Genomic DNA, 11,959 nt, shown 5'->3' with positions numbered 1-11,959 from the left:
TGCTCCTTTTCTCATGGAAACTAATAACATAATAAACAGGGAATACATTCCCTGTTTATCTGCTATTCCTTATCAAATACCATCGGATTCCCATATTCCCTGTCCGTCAGGGTCAGTTCCTTATTCTCAATATTATAATCATAGGTGGCCTCCAGTGTATTCACTGCTGAACTCAGGCCCTCTGCCGTCACAGCGCCGTCTGAAGCATCTGCTGCTTTCTGTATGGCTTCATCTGTTACACGTAAGGTGAAGGTCTTGGTTTCTTTATCAATGCTGTACTCCATATTGACTGCCACGCCCGCTCCTTCGAATTCACCCGGCCACGCGGCAACGGCTGTTCCGCCGCTCTTCACAGTCAGCACAAGACTGCTGTCCTGATGGCTCCATTTACCTTCGAGTGGATTCGCTGTAAACAGCTTCACTACAAAAAAAGCTGCAATAATGATAATCAGCACTGTAGAAACCGCCATTATAGCCCTCCAGATTTGATTTCTCTTCTCTTCGTTATTCTTTGCAATCATGCATTATCTTCCCTTCTATTTCCTCTATTTCATTATACGAATTTTCAGGAGCCATGTCAACGGGTATCACTTACACAGCAATGTGTGTTACCGTCCCTGAAAAACCTGTAAACAATATTCAATATGTGGCGATCTGACACATAAATGTTTATTTTGTTGATTTTCAACACAAAACGTCAATTAATTATAACTAACTGGTAAAATATTCCAAAATCAGGGAGGTGCCATATGAGGTTCGCAGCCATGTTAAAAAAATTAAGAGAAGAAAAAGCTATCACACAGGAAGCTCTGGCCAAAGAGCTTGGTGTAACACGTTCCACGATAGCAGGATATGAAACCAAGGGGAAGCAGCCCGATTATGAGCGCTTATTGCAGATCGCCGGTTTCTTCCACGTTTCTGTGGATTACCTGCTGACCGGTTCGGAATTCAGCGGGGATCCCTTGCAGTATATACCTACGGAATCAGAAAAAAGGCTTTTAACAAGTTACTCCCGGCTCTCTCCGGATCTCAGGAAATTCTGTTGTGATTCTCTGGAACATCTGGTGTCCATTTTTGTAAATGATGAAGCATAAAAAGGCACTGTACATCGGGTGTGATGTACAATGCCTTTCGCAATACCAGTCAAAATACCATCTAGCCCAGAATTCCACCGATTACCGTATAGGACAGTATCGTCATGATAAATGCCGCTATCAGCACGCCAAGTACAATAGCCGGGAAAGCTTTCCGGAAACGGATTCCCAGAAGTGCCGCTATCAGCGAACCTGTCCATGCCCCGGTGCCCGGGAGCGGGATTCCCACGAAGAGCACGAGTCCCCAGAATTCATACTTCTCAATTCTGCCACTTTTGCTCATAGCTTTTGCTTCCAGTTTTTCTACCATAGGCCGCAGCTTCTTCGTGCCTTTCATCCAGTCAAAAATCTTCGTAATTAACAGCAGTATGAATGGAATCGGAATCAGGTTTCCTATGATACATATCGGTATTGCCTGCCATTTTGCAACATCCAATATAGCCGGTCCGGCTGCCAGCAAGCCTCCGCGAAGTTCCAGAATCGGAACCATAGAAATGAGGAATACAATAAATTCTTTGCTTACTTTCCCCCCCAGATTCACTACAAACCAATCAATTAAAGCTTCTTTCATATATTATACTCTCCTATTTATATCTTTTCAAAAAGCTGAAAAGCTCTTCCATTTCTTCTCTTGTGCCTATCGTGATACGCAGGTATTGTTCTATCCTCCTGCTGCCCCAGTATCTGACATAGATATTTTCTTTCTTCAGGGCTTCAAACAGCTCTTTCGCATCATATTCGGGATGGGTCGCAAAGATAAAGTTCGCTTTTGCATCCGGGAATACAAATCCCAGTTCTTTGAGTTCTTTCTTGGCCCACTCCCTTGTCTCAATAATTCTGCCCACTGTCTCTTCAAAATATGCCTTATCCTTCACGGCTTCCACACCATAGACAAGCGACGGCTGGTTCATGGTGTAAGAATTGAATGAATATTTCACATCATTCAGGTATTTGATCAATTCCGGCGCACCAATCGCATAGCCGATGCGCATCCCGGCCATAGACCTTGCCTTGGAAAATGTCTGTACGACCAGAAGGTTCCTGTATTTGTCCAGAAGCTCCAGTGCAGACCTGCCCGCAAAATCAATATATGCCTCATCTACAATGACAATGACATCCTGATTGCGGCTGACGATATCCTCCACAAAATCTAGTTCCTCATAAATCGCTGTAGGTGCATTCGGGTTCGGGAAAATGATCCCCCCGTTCTCCCTGTAATAATCCTCTCTCCTGATGCGAAATCCCTCATCTACTTCAGGGCATACATAAGGAATCCTGTATAATTCCGCCCAGACCTTGTAGAAAGAGTATGTAATATCCGGAAACAGGACCGGTTTATCTGAGTTAAAGAAGGTCAGGAAGCACATAGACAGTACGTCGTCAGAACCTACTCCGACAAACACCTGGTCTTCTCCTACTCCATAGTACTCAGAGAGTGCATTCACGAGAGAAGAGGCAGTCGGGTCGGGATACAGCCTAAAGCGGTCCACATCCATATTCCTTACTGCTTCAACGACTCCGGGCGCCGGTGGATACGGGTTTTCATTGGTATTTAATTTGATGACTCTGTTCTGCGGCTGTTCTCCGGGAACATATGGCTCGACTTTGCGGATATTTTCTAAAATCTTTGGGTTTAATTCCATTTTCCGACTCCTATTTATACTCCGCTGCCAGTTCTGCAAACTTCGGCAGAGAGTTTACAATCGTTTCGTAAGATACACAGTATGCAAGCCGCACATATCCAGGGCACGCAAAGGAGCTTCCCGGTACAATCAGAATATTGTATTTTTTCGCTGCCGCACAGAATTCCTTTTCGTCAGCTACCGGTGATTTTACGAATAAGTAAAAAGCGCCTTCCGGTTTGATGCATTCAAATCCAAGGTCTTTCAGGCCATTGTAAAGTGTCTCACGGTTTCTGTTATAATAAGAAATATCAGTCTTCTCTCCCAGACACTTCTTTACGACCTTCTGCTGAAGGGTCGGGGCATTTACAAAACCAAGAATCCTGGTTGCTACATTTGCTGCGCTGATAAGCTTCTCACTGTCAGCGGCCTCATCCGGGATAACAAGGTATCCGATCCGTTCTCCCGGGAGGGAAAGTGACTTGCTGTAAGAATAGCCAACTATCGTATTCGCATAATATTTCGTCAGATACGGAACCTCCACGCCGTCATAAGCCAGTTCTCTGTAAGGCTCATCAGAGATCAGATAGATTTCTGTGCCAAACTCCTTCTGCTTTGCTTCCATAATGGCTGCCATCCTTTTGATTGTTTCCTCAGAATAGACAACACCTGTCGGATTGTTCGGTGTATTCACAATAACTGCCTTTGTTTTCGCTGTGATCTTTTCTTCGAACTCCTCCAGCTTTGGCTGGAATGTCCCGGTATTTGGGGAAATCTCCACAAGCACTCCGTCATAATTGTTTGTGTAGCTTCTGTATTCGCCGAAATATGGTGCAAAAGCGATCACTTCGTCCCCGGGATTCAGCAGTGATTTCAGAATCACATTCAGCCCGCCTGCCGCACCGACTGTCATCGTAATATTTTTGGAACCAAAATTCGTTCCAAATTTTTCGTTTACCGAATCTGCAACAGCCTGCCTCACATCCTCATACCCTGCATTGCTGTTTGTATATCCGTGTAGTACAACCGGGTTCTCTTCATCCAGAAGTTCTCTGATTGCAGTCTTCACAGCCTCAGGTGCCGGTACGTTCGGATTGCCGAGACTAAAATCGTATACATTCTCTGCACCATAAATCCCTGCCAGGCGGTTGCCTTCTTCGAACATTGCACGGATTGCTGAACTGTTTGCGACCATATTTTCCATTTTTTTTGAAATCATTGCTTTCTCTCCGTTTCTTAATTTATTTTGCTTTTACTGTTTCCTTGTTACAATGCCTTTTTCCACCATAAACGCCGGTTTATAAGACAGCTTTGCCTTTCTCAGGCCTTCTGACCCGGCATCGTCTTCCCGGTTCACATACTTGTAGTCCATACACTCATGCAGCACAAACTGCTGGTTAATCATCGTATAAGCGCCGTCGATCTCAGGAAATGCCTTCTCAATGTGTACGACAAAGGTATCGTCACAGATCGGTTCACCGATTGCAAATGCGGCAATTTTTCCGTCTATCCTGATAATGCCCCCCGTCTGCCCTAATTCCTTATATAATCTGATGGAATTAAGCGTCACGCACATCTCTGCATTTTTATCGGGATCATCATTACATCCGTTCTGATTTCTCCATTTCAATGCCATCTGGAAACATTCTTCCTGATTTTCATCTGTCAGCTTTTCATAGCTCCAGTTTGGGTAGATTGACTTAAACTTATTGATATGGTTCCTCTTACTATGCAGCTTCTTGCCTGCCAGCGTCGCCAGCTTCTCAGATTCGTAGACATAGTCAGCCACATCCCGCACGTATTCGACCTGATATTCACCGGGATACCAGGATTCCAGCTGTGCGAAGTTCTCTTCGGTCACATTATATAGTTTTAACGGATATCCCTTCTCCTGGCTATATTTATCAAGGAATTCTAGCGCATTCTTAACACACTCAGGCTCCCCTGCCGGATAAGCAAAAGCGAGTCCAGCCTCGTCATCCTGAAAAATCAATGCATCCTCTACAACTGCGTACTTCACATGGTAATGCCGGGACCAGAGATATACATTATCAAATGTTCTCTCGCAGCTCCTGCTTGGCGCTTTTGCAAAATAAGAATCTATGATCTCCTTATCTTCCAGCTCCGGCCTCTTAAATATTATATCTTCCATTCCTGTCCTTCTCTTTCTGAATGTTAGTTTTTCTGAATCAGATACGTCTCTGCATATCGATTATTATCTTATCTTTTTTCAAGATAAAAATTACATACTTTGATAGTATAACACATTTTCTCTTTATCTGACAATATCCCTGCCGGTCTGAAGTAATTATTCTCCCGTAAAAAGTGCTATTTTACGCTGACGCTCCCGGCATCATCTGATACAGACCCGCATAGATCCCTTTCTTTTCAATCAGTTCTTCATGTGTTCCTTCTTCCGCAATCCCGGTTTCCGTCATCACGAGGATCCGCTGTGCATTGCGGATTGTTGAAAGCCTGTGGGCAATTACGAACGTAGTCCTGTTTTCCGCCAGATTTTCCATTGACTGCTGGACCACCTTCTCACTCTCGTTATCCAGTGCAGAAGTTGCCTCGTCAAAAATCAATACTTCCGGGTTCTTCAGGAATACGCGCGCGATCGACAGCCGCTGTTTCTGTCCGCCCGAAAGCTTCACGCCACGCTGTCCGATATCTGTATCATACCCCTCCGGGAAACTTATGATAAATTCATGTGCATTGGCATTCTTAGCGGCCCGGACTACCTCTTCATCTGTCGCATCCGGCCTGCCATAGCGGATATTATCCATAATACTTCCCGCAAACAGATACACATCCTGCTGTACAATTCCGATATGATTCCTCAGTTCCTCCAGTTTGATATGCCTGATATCCGTCCCATCCAGATAGATTCCACCTTCCTTCACCTCATAGAACCTTGGTATCAGGCTGCAGAGCGTCGTCTTTCCAACACCAGAGGGGCCGACCAGCGCAATATAGTCCCCTGCTGCCACTTTCAGGTTCAGGTTATCGAGAACCCTATCCGCTTCATTTTCATAATAAAATGAAACTCCTTTGAACTCGATCTCCCCTTTCACCTCATCGAGTGACACTGCGTCCGGCTCGTCTGCGATATCCGGTGCAATAGAAAGTACTTCCAGAAATCTTTCAAATCCTGAATACCCGTTCTGGAACTGCTCTGTAAATGTTACCAGTTTCTTCACAGGTTCAGTGAAGTTATTGATATAGAGAAGAAACGTGATCAAATCGGTCACGGCGATGCTCTCCGTGAGCATCATCCCGACTCCCGAGAGCAGTACGATTACCGTAATCAGGGTGCTCATTGCACCAAGGCCGGAGTTATAGATCCCCATATATTTATAACTCGTCTTTTTTGCCGCTACAAAGTTATCATTCCCTACTTTGAACTTTTTCATCTCTACATTTTCATTCGCGAAAGATTTTACAACCCGGATTCCGGAAAGGCTGTCTTCGATCTGGCTGTTAATATCTGCAATTTTCTCACGATTACGTTTGAACGCCTTCTTCATCTTACCGTTATAATAGAAAGCATATACGGCCATAACCGGGATAAATGCGAATGCGATCAGGGCCAGTTTTACGTTTACGGTCAGTAAAATGATAAATGAACCGACAATTTTAATGATAGAAATAACGAGATCTTCCGGTCCGTGATGCAGAAGTTCGCTAATATCAAACAGATCACTTGTAATTCTGGACAGCAGGTGCCCCACCTTCTGATTGTCGTAGAAAGCAAATGTCAGCTTTTGATAATGTCCGAAAATATCGCTCCGCATATTGGCTTCCATCTTCGCACCCATAATATGTCCGAAATAGGCGATATAGAAGTTACAGAAGACTTCCAGCAGGACGAGGCCGATCATCACTGCGCCGAGTACAAAAATCGCATGTTTTGCCTCATCCGCATCAAAATATATAACTTCATTCGTAATATACCTGACAAGCAGGGGTATCACAAGCGTCACAGCCGCCCCCAGGACAGCGAAAAACATGTCACTGTAAAATAACCCCATATAGGGCTTATAATAAGCAAATAATTTTTTTAGTTTCTCTTTCATCTTCATTCCCTCTCTGACTGTTCACAATTTATGAATACCATATTACTCCAGTTGAAGGACGTTTGTAAACCTCTCTTTCTTTTTATTGACTTTTTTAACTTGTCACGTTATCCTTTCTTTAAAGAAGACGAAAAAAGGCAATACTTTATCGAATAATGAGGTATGTATTATGGCACTGGCACAGCAGCGGGCTTATACTATTGATGATATCTACTCCCTGCCAGACGGGCAGCGGGCAGAGTTAATTGATGGCAAACTATATATGATGTCACCGCCCAACAGACAGCATCAGAAACTTGTTTCTGAATTAAATTATCAAATTCGCGACTATATCAAACGCAGGGAAGGCTGCTGTGAGGTATATCCCGTCCCATTTGCAGTCTTTCTCAATAAAGACGATAAAAATTACGTGGAGCCTGACATCTCCGTTATATGTGACAAAAGCAAGCTCACAGACAGTGGATGCAGCGGCGCTCCGGACTGGGTGATTGAAATAACCTCCCCTTCCAATCCGCAGATGGATTATGGTGTAAAGCTGTTTAAGTACCGCACTGCCGGGGTACGTGAATACTGGATTGTAGATCCTCAGAAGCATACGGTAATGGTATATGATTTCGAGAAAGAGAAAGAATCCAACCTATATACTTTTGATGAAGATATCAGCGTCTGCATTTATGATGACCTCGTTATCAAAATGGCGCAATTGGTCTAATTTACCAATAGCTTTTATCCTGTAATTAGAGTCTTTTTATTGACAATACTTTGTAGCATGATATCATATAAGGAAAGGGATACTGTGATTAAATATAAAATAGATATGTTTGACATCCTCAAAAAGAATAGGTTTAATCAAACCCAAATCCGGCACGGGAATTTACTCCCTAAAAAGGCAATAACAAATTTAAAGACTGGCAAGTTGATAACATTGGAGGTATTCATATGACAGACAGCGAAAAATTAGATTTATTACTTGAAAAAGTTGGAGATCTTGAAAAAGGAATGAAAGATCTGAAACATCAACAGATGAAAGATACAGCAGAATTAAAAGCTATGGACGAAATCATATTTGATGAGGTTGAACGCGTACACGAAATACTTATTCGCAGGACAGATGCATTGGAAAAAGAATCGGATAAGTGACAGAACGTGCTTGACAAAATCTAATTGTTCAGGAAGAAATATTCAGATGTAGTAAAGCCAGTCCTGATCTACTGTAAAATATATAAGAAACATCGTAAAATCAAGGGTTAACAGTTATCGCCCTTGATTTTTCTATACTTCATAAACTCCTCCCCAAATTAAATAATTCTTAATAAAATAATACGTGAATTTTAAAATGGACCTGTAAAAATAAGGATAACCAATAAAAGATGAAACAGAGGGAGGAGATACTATGACAATTCTGATTTCAACACTTTACCCGCTTTTATGTATGATGCTGCCGTGTATTTTTTATATATTCCTGCAAAAAAGAAAACCCGGCGTCTGCCTGAGCGGGCCCCATTTTATCTGGGTTCTGATTTTCTTACTGTACCTGTATATGGTTCTGGAGGCAACCGGCATCGGCACTATCTGGGATATTGGGAAATATGACGGCATCATCTCCGTTGACAAAATCAACCTGATTCCGTTCACTGATATAACGGGCTTTTCCCAGTCCCTGAATATCATCATGTTCATGCCGCTTGGATTCCTGCTTCCGTTCATCTGGAAAGAATTCCGCTCCCCGCTCAAAGTACTTCTGGCAGGAGCAGGGTATTCCTTCGGTATCGAATTCTGCCAGCTGTTCAACAACCGTGTAACAGATATAGATGATCTTATCATGAATACGCTCGGAGCCGTCGCCGGGTATGTCATCTGGATTATCTTCGTATGTATGTTCCACCCTAAAGGCGGGAAAAGAGAAATTTCACTCTCCGGCAAAGAGGCTGCAGTCTATCTCGTACTCAGCATGGCCGGTGAATTTTTCCTCTTTAACTGGCGTTGGATGGTGCGGACGTTCTTCATGTGACCACAAAAGTAAGAACATACTTTTAACCCGCAGAATAGATGCACATCTGTGCTATTGTTTCCGGGTTTTATGCAAAAAAGCACACAGGGTGGCGGCTGATTCTACAGAATCAATCGTTATCCCTGTATGCTTCTTTTTTCTATTCATTACTCATTATTCATATTTGCAAGTTTTGCACTCTGGTCTGCCGCAATCAGGCTGTCAATAATCTCATCCAGATCTCCGTTTAATACTGTATCCAGCTTATGGAGTGTCAGCTTAATTCTATGGTCAGTGACCCTTCCCTGCGGGAAGTTGTAAGTCCTGATCTTTTCAGATCTGTCGCCGGTACCAATCTGGCTTCTTCTTGCCTCCGCCTCTGATGCCTGCTGCTTCTCCATCTCCAGGTCATACAGCTTGGAACGGAGCAGTCTGAACGCTTTTTCCTTGTTCTGGAGCTGTGACTTCTCTGTCTGGCTGTAGATAACAATTCCGGTCGGATAATGCGTCAGACGTACGGCAGAGTCTGTCGTATTGACGCACTGTCCGCCGTTTCCGGATGCACGCATAACATCAATACGGATATCTTTGTCCTCAATCACAACATCGACATCCTCCGCCTCAGGCATAATCGCAACCGTGATCGTTGATGTATGGATTCTTCCACCGCTTTCCGTTTCCGGCACACGCTGTACACGGTGTACACCGCTCTCATATTTTAAACGGGAATACGCTCCCTGTCCTGTGATCATAAATACACATTCCTTGAATCCGCCGATCCCATTCTCGTTCAGAGAGATCATCTCTATCTTCCAGCGGCGTCCTTCCGCATAATGGACATACATACGGTAAATCTCTGCCGCGAATAAAGCCGCCTCGTCTCCGCCGGCGCCCGCACGGATCTCCACCATAACGTTCTTGTCATCGTTCGGGTCTTTTGGAAGAAGCAGGATCTTCAGTTCCTGTTCCAATTCTTCTACACGTGCTTTTGACTCATTTAATTCTTCCTTCGCCATCTCACGCATCTCGTCATCGGACTCCTCGTCCAGCATGATGAGGCTGTCCTCTATGTTTTGTTTACACTGCTTGTATTCTCTATATGCTTCCACGATCGGACCCAGATCACTCTGTTCCTTCATCAGTCTGCGAAAACGTTCCGGGTCATTCGCCACGTCCGGCTCCTGTAATTCCCCCATCACTTCCTCGTAACGGATCAGCAAATCTTCTAATCTGTCAAACATTTTTCTCTATCCTTTCTCACTTAACACTACTTTACCTATCATACACGCCAATCACTGCACGGTCAAGACCTGCAAGGTCCTTTTTTACCATGATATCTCTGAATCCGGCATCCCTCATCAGGGTACTGACCGCATCAGCCTGGTCAAAACCGATTTCAAATACAAGGTGTCCTCCATCACTCAGGTAACCACCCGCCCCTGAGATAATCTTCCTGTAAAAGTAAAGGCCGTCCTCTTTTCCATCCAATGCAATCCACGGGTCATGGCCCTGGACTTCATCCTGAAGCTTACTGATCTCATCTGTACGGATATAAGGCGGGTTCGATACAATCAGCTCAAACCTTCCTTCTACCTCATCGAATAAATCGCTGTGTATGAACTCTGCTTCTATATTAAGTAATTCTTCATTTATCCGTGCAGTTTCCAGTGCCTCTTCCGAAATATCCGCGCCGGTTCCGGCCATCTTTAGATTCCCGCACTTTTTATCCTTTCCGGCATGATACAGCACGCTAAGAAGAATGCATCCGGAACCCGTGCACATATCCAGCACCCTGAAATCCTGTTTCTTACTGTCGTCCGCTTTACCTGCCGGATATTCTGCCTCAGAACGGCTTTCCATGATTTTCAGTGCTTCTTCCACTACAAGTTCTGTATCCTGTCTCGGGATTAAAACATGCTCGTTTACCCGGAAGGTAAGCCCCATGAATTCCTGTTCCCCCGTCAGGTGCTGCAACGGGATATGTGCCGCCCTCCTGCTGATAAAATTTGAATACTGATCCGCCTGTTCTTCCGAAAGTTCCTTGTCCGGCATGGCATAATACATGGCCCGGCTCACCCCGGTCACATGTTCCAGCAGATACCATGCATCCAGACGGGCATCCGGTATTTGTGCCTGCACCAGCAGTTTTTCCCCCTGCTGATATGCTTCCTGCATCGTCATAACTCTCTACCGAAGTTCTCGGCCTCATATGCCTTCCAGTCGAACACTGCTTCCACCGCACAGATTGCCACTTCAATCATGCTGTCGTCAGGTTCTTTTGTCGTCAGATTCTGTACCCAGAGTCCCGGCCTGCTCAGCAGGTTGACGATCACATTATCACTGTTTCCCGCCAGCTTGATAATCTCATAAGATACCCCTGCAATCAGCGGGAAAAGGGCGATACGCAGAAGCACCCTCATAATCTGGGATTCCGCGGTAATAAAGAAACAGAATATGATACTTACAATCATGACAAAGAACAAGAAACTTGTCCCACAGCGTTTATGCTGCTTGGAACTTGCCCGGACATTCTCTACATTCAGAGTCAGTCCGTGTTCGATGCAGTTAATACACTTGTGTTCCGCCCCGTGATACATAAAGGTTCTCTGGATATCCTCCATTCTCGACACAAGCAGAATGTATGCCAAGAATATTCCCACACGGATCACACCTTCCAGAATCGTAATTACCGCCCTTGATTCTATATGTTTTCTCAGAATGTTGCTGAGGAAGTAAGGGAGTACCATAAAAATCCCCACCGCCAGAACGACAGAAAAGGCAACGGTCAGGTTCATGATCATCTTATCCCTTTTCTCCCGCTTTGCTAAGGCCTCTTCCGTAAGAACTTCCGGAGTCCCCTCTTCATCTTCAAAAAAGCTGGCAGAAAACATCAGTGTCTTCATCCCCAGCACCATCGAATCAATAAAATTGAAAATCCCCCTGATAAAAGGAACCTTTGTCACCGATTTCCAGGGAATGACACTCTTATATTCGTCTACACTTACTTCAATCTCTTTGTCAGGCTTCCTGACTGCTACAGCATACTTATCCCGGTTCTTCATCATGATGCCTTCCAGCACCGCCTGACCGCCTATATTAGATGACTTCATCTATCCTCCTGTCTGTAGGACCGTAAAAAGGGTCAGTTCCTTCTCTTTGAAGTTGCTGACCTTTTGA

The 11,959-nt window shown here is 44.3% G+C and carries 13 protein-coding genes; 4 read left to right on the top strand and 9 right to left on the bottom strand.

Translation table 11 applies throughout. From position 1 onward, the window contains the following. Nucleotides 1-62: 62 nt before the first annotated feature. On the bottom strand, nt 63-521 hold the full coding sequence (locus ABIN22_RS09270) for a hypothetical protein (RefSeq protein WP_109733154.1): 459 nt from the start codon (nt 519-521) through the stop codon (nt 63-65). A gap of 243 nt (nt 522-764) precedes the next feature. Here ABIN22_RS09270 and ABIN22_RS09265 point away from each other — a divergent pair, with 243 nt between their 5' ends. Then, a complete protein-coding gene (locus ABIN22_RS09265) occupies nt 765-1,094 on the top strand; it encodes a helix-turn-helix domain-containing protein (protein ID WP_242996217.1) in 330 nt (109 codons plus the stop codon). 61 nt (nt 1,095-1,155) lie between these two features. Here ABIN22_RS09265 and ABIN22_RS09260 read toward each other — a convergent pair whose 3' ends face one another. The 5 genes from ABIN22_RS09260 to ABIN22_RS09240 form a co-directional block, all read right to left on the bottom strand. Beyond that, on the bottom strand, nt 1,156-1,665 hold the full coding sequence (locus ABIN22_RS09260; RefSeq protein ID WP_109733152.1) for a COG2426 family protein: 510 nt from the start codon (nt 1,663-1,665) through the stop codon (nt 1,156-1,158). Between the two features lie 13 nt (nt 1,666-1,678). Next, nucleotides 1,679-2,737: a histidinol-phosphate transaminase gene (hisC, locus tag ABIN22_RS09255; RefSeq protein WP_346908115.1), complete on the bottom strand. Its 1,059-nt coding sequence runs from the start codon at nt 2,735-2,737 to the stop codon at nt 1,679-1,681. A gap of 10 nt (nt 2,738-2,747) precedes the next feature. Further along, nucleotides 2,748-3,935, bottom strand: coding sequence for a pyridoxal phosphate-dependent aminotransferase (locus tag ABIN22_RS09250; RefSeq protein WP_109733150.1), 1,188 nt, complete (start codon nt 3,933-3,935; stop codon nt 2,748-2,750). Between the two features lie 33 nt (nt 3,936-3,968). Next, on the bottom strand, nt 3,969-4,868 hold the full coding sequence (locus ABIN22_RS09245; protein ID WP_118620301.1) for a DUF2156 domain-containing protein: 900 nt from the start codon (nt 4,866-4,868) through the stop codon (nt 3,969-3,971). A gap of 181 nt (nt 4,869-5,049) precedes the next feature. Then, nucleotides 5,050-6,792 (bottom strand): ABC transporter ATP-binding protein, encoded by a 1,743-nt coding sequence (locus ABIN22_RS09240; RefSeq protein WP_109733148.1) that lies wholly within the window; start codon nt 6,790-6,792, stop codon nt 5,050-5,052. A 169-nt stretch (nt 6,793-6,961) separates the two neighbouring features. On the opposite strand from ABIN22_RS09240, the gene ABIN22_RS09235 reads away from it, so the two are divergent. From ABIN22_RS09235 to ABIN22_RS09225, 3 genes are all read left to right on the top strand, one after another. Beyond that, on the top strand, nt 6,962-7,504 hold the full coding sequence (locus tag ABIN22_RS09235; RefSeq protein ID WP_346908112.1) for a Uma2 family endonuclease: 543 nt from the start codon (nt 6,962-6,964) through the stop codon (nt 7,502-7,504). A 227-nt stretch (nt 7,505-7,731) separates the two neighbouring features. Further along, entirely contained in the window at nt 7,732-7,932 is a 201-nt protein-coding gene (locus ABIN22_RS09230; RefSeq protein WP_346908110.1) for a hypothetical protein, read from the top strand. 253 nt (nt 7,933-8,185) lie between these two features. After that, nucleotides 8,186-8,803 (top strand): VanZ family protein, encoded by a 618-nt coding sequence (locus ABIN22_RS09225; RefSeq protein ID WP_346908108.1) that lies wholly within the window; start codon nt 8,186-8,188, stop codon nt 8,801-8,803. 146 nt (nt 8,804-8,949) lie between these two features. On the opposite strand, the gene prfA is transcribed toward ABIN22_RS09225, so the two are convergent. Genes prfA through ABIN22_RS09210 form a run of 3 tightly spaced genes read right to left on the bottom strand, consistent with a single transcriptional unit; the run spans nt 8,950 to nt 11,892 of the window. Next, nucleotides 8,950-10,023 (bottom strand): peptide chain release factor 1, encoded by a 1,074-nt coding sequence (gene prfA, locus ABIN22_RS09220; RefSeq protein WP_109733145.1) that lies wholly within the window; start codon nt 10,021-10,023, stop codon nt 8,950-8,952. Between the two features lie 31 nt (nt 10,024-10,054). Next, the gene (gene prmC, locus ABIN22_RS09215) at nt 10,055-10,963 is read right to left on the bottom strand and encodes a peptide chain release factor N(5)-glutamine methyltransferase (protein WP_346908106.1); all 909 of its coding nucleotides are present in this window, start codon (nt 10,961-10,963) and stop codon (nt 10,055-10,057) included. Further along, nucleotides 10,960-11,892, bottom strand: a complete 933-nt coding sequence (locus ABIN22_RS09210; protein WP_346908104.1) for a DUF1385 domain-containing protein — start codon at nt 11,890-11,892, stop codon at nt 10,960-10,962. The genes prmC and ABIN22_RS09210 overlap by 4 nt, the downstream gene beginning before the upstream one ends. Nucleotides 11,893-11,959 lie beyond the last annotated feature (67 nt).

This window comes from Faecalicatena orotica, assembly GCF_905197545.1.
Taxonomy (GTDB): domain Bacteria; phylum Bacillota; class Clostridia; order Lachnospirales; family Lachnospiraceae; genus Faecalicatena_A; species Faecalicatena_A orotica.
Note: the sequence above shows the minus strand (reverse complement) of the source record. Positions and strands in the feature narration are given on the sequence as shown.

Bases quoted from the DNA above. Each gene is read 5' to 3' on its own strand.
- prfA (WP_109733145.1), bottom strand. From the start codon at position 10,023: ATGTTTGACAGATTAGAAGATTTGCTGATCCGTTACGAGGAAGTGATG.
- ABIN22_RS09210 (WP_346908104.1), bottom strand. From the start codon at position 11,892: ATGAAGTCATCTAATATAGGCGGTCAGGCGGTGCTGGAAGGCATCATG.
- ABIN22_RS09250 (WP_109733150.1), bottom strand. From the start codon at position 3,935: ATGATTTCAAAAAAAATGGAAAATATGGTCGCAAACAGTTCAGCAATC.
- ABIN22_RS09260 (WP_109733152.1), bottom strand. From the start codon at position 1,665: ATGAAAGAAGCTTTAATTGATTGGTTTGTAGTGAATCTGGGGGGGAAA.
- ABIN22_RS09265 (WP_242996217.1), top strand. From the start codon at position 765: ATGTTAAAAAAATTAAGAGAAGAAAAAGCTATCACACAGGAAGCTCTG.
- prmC (WP_346908106.1), bottom strand. From the start codon at position 10,963: ATGACGATGCAGGAAGCATATCAGCAGGGGGAAAAACTGCTGGTGCAG.
- ABIN22_RS09225 (WP_346908108.1), top strand. From the start codon at position 8,186: ATGACAATTCTGATTTCAACACTTTACCCGCTTTTATGTATGATGCTG.
- ABIN22_RS09230 (WP_346908110.1), top strand. From the start codon at position 7,732: ATGACAGACAGCGAAAAATTAGATTTATTACTTGAAAAAGTTGGAGAT.
- ABIN22_RS09245 (WP_118620301.1), bottom strand. From the start codon at position 4,868: ATGGAAGATATAATATTTAAGAGGCCGGAGCTGGAAGATAAGGAGATC.
- ABIN22_RS09240 (WP_109733148.1), bottom strand. From the start codon at position 6,792: ATGAAAGAGAAACTAAAAAAATTATTTGCTTATTATAAGCCCTATATG.
- hisC (WP_346908115.1), bottom strand. From the start codon at position 2,737: ATGGAATTAAACCCAAAGATTTTAGAAAATATCCGCAAAGTCGAGCCA.
- ABIN22_RS09270 (WP_109733154.1), bottom strand. From the start codon at position 521: ATGATTGCAAAGAATAACGAAGAGAAGAGAAATCAAATCTGGAGGGCT.
- ABIN22_RS09235 (WP_346908112.1), top strand. From the start codon at position 6,962: ATGGCACTGGCACAGCAGCGGGCTTATACTATTGATGATATCTACTCC.